The organism is Acinetobacter sp. AL9, assembly GCF_041464035.1.
Classification (GTDB): Bacteria; Pseudomonadota; Gammaproteobacteria; order Pseudomonadales; family Moraxellaceae; genus Acinetobacter; species Acinetobacter towneri.
Genome location: NZ_JAYFSK010000103.1, coordinates 1 through 4,335, shown reverse-complemented (window position 1 = coordinate 4,335; position 4,335 = coordinate 1). Strand labels below are relative to the sequence as shown.

At 43.6% G+C, this 4,335-nt stretch carries 6 protein-coding genes and 1 pseudogene; 5 read left to right on the top strand and 2 right to left on the bottom strand.

All coding sequences use genetic code 11. The features are described 5' to 3' along the window. A pseudogene (locus ACEO2X_RS13430) lies at positions 1-119 on the top strand (IS30 family transposase); the annotation flags it as partial. A gap of 19 nt (positions 120-138) precedes the next feature. Here the strand turns inward: ACEO2X_RS13430 and prmC are convergent. Next, a complete protein-coding gene (gene prmC, locus ACEO2X_RS13425) occupies positions 139-969 on the bottom strand; it encodes a peptide chain release factor N(5)-glutamine methyltransferase (RefSeq protein ID WP_131260809.1) in 831 nt (276 codons plus the stop codon). Beyond that, positions 969-2,057 (bottom strand): peptide chain release factor 1, encoded by a 1,089-nt coding sequence (prfA, locus tag ACEO2X_RS13420; protein WP_004973192.1) that lies wholly within the window; start codon positions 2,055-2,057, stop codon positions 969-971. The genes prmC and prfA overlap by 1 nt, the downstream gene beginning before the upstream one ends. 386 nt (positions 2,058-2,443) lie before the next feature. On the opposite strand from prfA, the gene ACEO2X_RS13415 reads away from it, so the two are divergent. The 4 genes from ACEO2X_RS13415 to ACEO2X_RS13400 form a co-directional block, all read left to right on the top strand. Beyond that, positions 2,444-2,869: a glycine zipper 2TM domain-containing protein gene (locus tag ACEO2X_RS13415; RefSeq protein ID WP_004973189.1), complete on the top strand. Its 426-nt coding sequence runs from the start codon at positions 2,444-2,446 to the stop codon at positions 2,867-2,869. Positions 2,870-3,298: 429 nt separating this feature from the next. Further along, positions 3,299-3,682: a transposase gene (locus ACEO2X_RS13410; RefSeq protein ID WP_371972139.1), complete on the top strand. Its 384-nt coding sequence runs from the start codon at positions 3,299-3,301 to the stop codon at positions 3,680-3,682. Continuing rightward, positions 3,679-4,014 carry an IS66 family insertion sequence element accessory protein TnpB gene (tnpB, locus tag ACEO2X_RS13405; RefSeq protein WP_068523813.1) on the top strand — a complete coding sequence of 112 codons (336 nt, stop codon included), beginning with the start codon at positions 3,679-3,681 and terminating at the stop codon, positions 4,012-4,014. Before ACEO2X_RS13410 ends, tnpB begins: the two co-directional genes overlap by 4 nt. 74 nt (positions 4,015-4,088) lie before the next feature. Then, the coding region (locus ACEO2X_RS13400; protein WP_031964745.1) for a DUF3287 domain-containing protein at positions 4,089-4,335 on the top strand (247 nt) is incomplete at its 3' end.

Genomic DNA, 4,335 nt, shown 5'->3' with positions numbered 1-4,335 from the left:
CAAACGAACAAATAGAGCAGATAGAATTTGCACTCAACCATCGTCCTAGAAAAACACTAGGTTGGTATACACCGAGTGAAGTTATGGCTGGTTTTTATACTGTTGCACTTGCCGCTTGAATCCGCCTGATATAACACATCAGCCAGCAAGCCATTGTGCTAAAGTCACCCGATCATTGCCTGCATAATCTTTGACTGTACGAATGTCAGAAAAACCGTGTTCTGCAAAAATCGCTTGCACTGCTAAAGCTTGGTCATAGCCATGCTCTAGTGCAATCCATCCATTTGCTTTCAGCCAGTGCTTACCCTGCGAAATAATCTGCAGAATATCTGCCAAACCCTGATCTGCTGCCACCAATGCACGTTCAGGCTCGGCTGCCAAAGCAGACATGTGTGCATCATTAGCATCTATATACGGCGGATTAGATACAATTAAATCAAAACGTGGCTCGGCTGCTGAACCCAATGCCTCAAACCATGCACCACAGGCAAATTGCACCTGATTTAAAGCATGCTTGCTTGCATTTTCTTGAGCAACTGCAAGCGTTGGCAGGTAAATATCGGTTGCGGTTACCTGCCAATCTGGACGTTCAGATGCTAAAGCCAAAGCAATCGCCCCTGTACCTGTGCCTAAATCGACAATTACAGCATCACGTTGTAATGACAAAGCCAACACAGTTTCGACCAAAACCTCGGTATCAGGACGTGGCACCAAAGTATCGTGCGTGACTTTTAAATCCAGTGTCCAAAATGGCTGTGAACCTGTGATATACGCCAAAGGCTCGCCTGCTGCTATACGTGCCAAAGCCTGCACATACATCTGCTCTTGCGCGGCACTCAATTCCTGATCTGCACGATATTTTAATTCAAGCGCACTGAGTCCTAAAAAATGCTCTAACAACCAAATATTTTCTTGACGCTCATAGCTATCGACTTCACCACGTAGCGCCAAGGCTTGTGCAATATTCATTAACCACCGTTTTGCTGAGCAAGCATCGCCAACTGATCTGCCTGATATTCACGATGCAGACTATCTAGTAGTTCAGTTAAATCACCTTCCATCACCGCATCCAACTTATATAAAGTCAGGTTAATACGATGATCTGTCATACGTCCTTGCGGATAGTTATAGGTACGAATACGCTCAGAACGGTCACCCGAACCCACCAAATCACGACGCATTTCTGAAGTTGCTGCATCCGCTGCAGCACGTTTGGCATTTTCCAAACGTGATGCCAACAACGCCATCGCTTTCGCTTTGTTTTTATGCTGTGAACGTTCTTCCTGACATTCCACCACAGTACCCGTCGGAATGTGGGTTATACGCACTGCAGAGTCGGTTTTGTTAACGTGCTGACCACCCGCACCCGAAGCACGATAGGTATCGATACGCAAATCGGCAGGGTTAATATCTACCGTGGTATCTACATCTACTTCAGGTAAAATTGCAACGGTACATGCTGATGTATGCACACGACCTTGTGACTCAGTCGCTGGAACACGTTGCACACGATGTGCGCCACTTTCAAACTTCAAACGACCATACACGCCTTCGCCATTCACCAAGCAAATGACTTCTTTATATCCGCCGTGTTCACCTTCATTTTCAGATAAAATTTCGATTCTCCAGCCCTGACTCTCTGCATATTTGCTATACATGCGGAATAAGTCACCCGAAAAAATCGCAGCTTCATCGCCCCCAGTCCCTGCACGAATCTCCAAATAAGCCGAGTTAGCATCATTCGGGTCTTTTGGAATCATTAAAATATTTAAGTCAGCTTCAAGTTGCTGAATTAGGGCTTTATTGTCTTTAATTTCTTCTTGCGCCATTTCCTTAAAATCAGGATCAGACAACATTGCTTCGGCTGTTTCAATATCGGCTTCGGCTTGTGTGTATTGTGACCACACTGCCGTAATTTCGTCTAAATCACTGTGTTCACGTGATAATTGACGAAAACGCTTGTTATCTGAAATCACTTCAACATCTGCCAACAAAGCAGTCAATTCTTCATGGCGGTCAGAAAGCTGATCTAATCGTAAACGTAACGATTCTTTCATTGTTTAAAAAATCTCAATGCAAAGGCTGTTACATGCAACACGCAGCACAGCGAAATAAAAAATTGCGCATAGTTTACCGATTCTACCACCCAAATAACATCATTATTAAGTCTGTACGATGTTTGAAATGCCTATCTGCAGATGTTCTAGCAGTATTTCTGCTTGATGATGCTGTGCATTGCGGTGAATGTACAACTCACCAAGTACCGCAATTAGCATCCGCATTTGGACATTTTTTTAGCAATTTTAATCAAACTCATACAAAGCCCACACCAAAGAACACCAATCTCGTCTGCACTCTCCACATTTTAAAAGCGGCGCTTTGTTAAATTGAGCCCATCAAAATTGATCATAAATAAGTCCTGTAAATGGACATGGAGTTCAACATGAAACTTAATGCAATGTTAATGACAGCAGCTTTAGCCACAGCTTCAATGCTCAGTGCCAACGTTTATGCAGACAATACTACGCGCGTTGCCGCAGCCAGTGCTTTAGGCAGTGTTGCAGGTACAGCTATTGGCAAAAATATGGGTGGTACTACGGGTGCAACACTAGGCGCTGCCTTAGGCGGTGCTGGTGGTGCAGCCGTGGCGAGTGATAAGCGTCATCGTACTGAATCTGCAATTGGTGGTGCTTTGGGTGGTGGTGCGGGTTATACCGTAGGTAAAAATATGGGCGGTACCAATGGGGGTTATATTGGTTCAGCTTTAGGTGCAGCAGGTGGTGCAGCACTCGGCAATAAAATCTCGAAAGATAAAGAATATGACCGCTATCAAGAACGTAAATGGAAGAAAAAACGCAACCGTCGTTAATCTTGAACGATAGGCATAGAGCAGCAAAAAAGCATCAACACAGGTTTGATGCTTTTTTATAGGATTAATTTTTCTTCATATATCAGTTCAAAAAAACGACCATAATCAATATGAAGAAATTTAGCAGTGCAATTACAAAGTCTTTACCAAACTTTGCAGATTTACCTCATTGCCCTTCACGATCTTTGCCATCTGTTTCTATATCTTCATTACAAAACATATTAATCAATATTTGGAGCATCCGCATGAAACTTAATCGTATTTTATTGGGTAGCGTTATCGCAAGTTCTGCCTTGCTTATGAGTACTGCGCATGCAAACGATACACGTGTTGCCGTAAGTTCGTAAGCGTCCGCTGAACACACCTTCTGAATTCATCCTATAAGCCTTAATTTAGTCCCCACTTAGAAACAAGTGGGGACTTAAATTTATGACTACAAATCATCAGACATCCATCGCATCTCTTGCGAAAAAACGAAGAACATACAGTGCTGAATTTAAACAGCAGATCGTTCAGGCTTGTAAAGCACCGGACGTTTCAATTGCTTCAGTCGCTTTGCAACATGGATTGAATACAAATCTTGTATCCAAATGGATTCGCTTAATTGATGCTAAGCCAGGGAGTGATCGCTCACCACTACCGAATAAACCTGCATTTATTGCCTTATCTTGCTCTGCACCATTAGATCCTACTCCTACTGACATGTTAAAAGTTCAAATTACTTTACCCCACTCAAAAGCAGAAATTGGCTTGAAATGGCAAGTATCAGAAATACCTGCCTTGGCAGAATTACCCAAGGTGCTGGCAACATGATCCGTATCGATGAAATCTGGTTGTCTACTCAGCCCATGGATATGCGTGCAGGAATGGATACTGCCATGGCTCAGGTGGTGAGAGCCTTTGGCTACATCAAACCGCATTGCGCCTACCTGTTCTGTAATAAACGTGGTCATCGTATGAAAGTGTTGGTACATGATGGACTGGGCATCTGGCTGTGTGCCCGGCGTTTGGAACAGGGTAAATTTCACTGGGCTCAAGTTCACCAAGGTGAAACCGTGGCCCTCAGCCCGGAACAGTTACAGGCATTAATCCAAGGTTTGCCCTGGCAGAGAATTGGATTGCAGCAAGTGGTGAATATGCTCTAAACCAAGCTCGACCATTCTGCCATCCTCCAAACGTTCTATTTCATTCTCTTCATGACCTCAGGCATACTGCGGTCATGAATACGCTGCCTGACTTAAGCCAACTGACCCATGAACAACTGCTGGAATTCACCAGACAGTTGGCAATGCAGCATCAGTCTCTAGCACAATCTAAACAACAACTGGAACAATCAAATCAGCAATTAGATGCCAGAGTTCAACATCTTGAAGTCACCAATCAGCAATTAGATTCTAAAGTTCAACATCTTTCTATTCTCAATCAAAAATACGAGCATGAACTCGCACTATTTAAACAGCACAAAT